The 1,397-nt window shown below is 32.3% G+C and carries 2 protein-coding genes; both read left to right on the top strand.

Annotated features, from left to right (window positions below):
* The coding region (locus tag IPZ78_RS17165; RefSeq protein ID WP_225555204.1) for a helix-turn-helix domain-containing protein at positions 1 to 552 on the top strand (552 nt) is incomplete at its 5' end.
* A complete protein-coding gene (locus IPZ78_RS17170; RefSeq protein ID WP_317197588.1) occupies positions 531 to 1,382 on the top strand; it encodes an IS3 family transposase in 852 nt (283 codons plus the stop codon). The genes IPZ78_RS17165 and IPZ78_RS17170, both read left to right, overlap by 22 nt.
* Positions 1,383 to 1,397 lie beyond the last annotated feature (15 nt).

Genomic DNA, 1,397 nt, shown 5'->3' on the forward strand with positions numbered 1-1,397 from the left:
TTTTTTATGGATAGAAAAGTAAAACACACATTATCATTTAAGAAGACTTGTATTGATTTGTACACTAAATCGTCAGAATCAATATTAGGTATTAGCAAGGAATATAAGGTTTCCGAAAGTTTATTGAGACGTTGGATTCAGGATTATGAAAAGTATGGACTTAAGGGACTTTACCCAAAGAAGAATCAAATTTATTCTTCGGAGTTTAAGCACAGAGTTCTTCTGACCATGGAGCGTGAGAAACTTAGTCTTAGTGAGGCTCGTTTGAGATATAGGATACCCAGTGATTCTATTATTGTGCAATGGCGGAATATTTTTTCTAAATTTGGATTAGAAGGTCTTAAAAGTAAACCCCGAGGCCGTCAAAAAAAAATGAGCACTTACAAACGTAAAGCATATAAATCTCAAAAACCTTTAACTAGAGAAGAAGAACTTTTGCTAGAAAATGAACGTTTACGTTGTGAAAATGCATTTTTAAAAAAGTTCAATGCCTTAATTCAAGCGGAGGAAGAAAAACTAAACTCCAGAAAATCCAAGCCATCGAAGAATTAAGGCAAGATTTCAGTCTAGATTTACTTTTAGACTGCGGCAAGATGGCTCGCAGTAGTTATTATTATCATCAACAGGGTGATAAACTAGATAAATACACTGACGTAAAGCGTGTTATAACCGAAGTTTTCAATCAACACAAAGGTCGTTATGGCTATCGGCGTATAAAAGATGAGCTGCAAAAGAAGGAGATATTCCTTAATCATAAAACTGTTTTGAAATTAATGGCTGAACTTGGTATAAGAAGTGTCATACGGAAAAAAAGAAAATATAGTTCTTACAAGGGAGAAGAAGGTAAAATAGCACCTAATATCTTAAAACGGGAATTCAAAGCTGAAAAACCACAACAGAAATGGGTAACAGATGTCACAGAATTCAGGGTTGGAAATAAAAAACTTTATTTATCTCCAATTATGGATCTATATAATCAAGAAATCATCAGTTATGAAATTAGTGAAAGGCCTGTCTTTACACAGGTAATGAAAATGGTGAACAAGGCATTTCGTAAAATACCCAATAAAACAAGCTTAATCCTTCATTCTGATCAAGGTTGGCAGTATCAAATGAAAAAATATCAGAAAAGATTGGAAAAGAAAGGTGTTATACAGAGTATGTCTAGAAAAGGAAATTGCCTAGATAATAGTATAATTGAAAATTTCTTTGGAACCCTAAAAGCTGAAATGTTCTACTTACAGAAGTTTGAATCTATAGAGCAGTTAAAAAAGGAAATAATAAGTTATATCAATTACTATAATAAGGTTAGAATTAAATCAAATTTAAAAGGAATGAGCCCGATAGAATACCGAGCTCATTATTTCAAAAAGATTGCATAAATTCGTCTAACTTTT

Source organism: Sphingobacterium bovistauri, assembly GCF_020295405.1.
GTDB classification, from domain to species: domain Bacteria; phylum Bacteroidota; class Bacteroidia; order Sphingobacteriales; family Sphingobacteriaceae; genus Sphingobacterium; species Sphingobacterium bovistauri.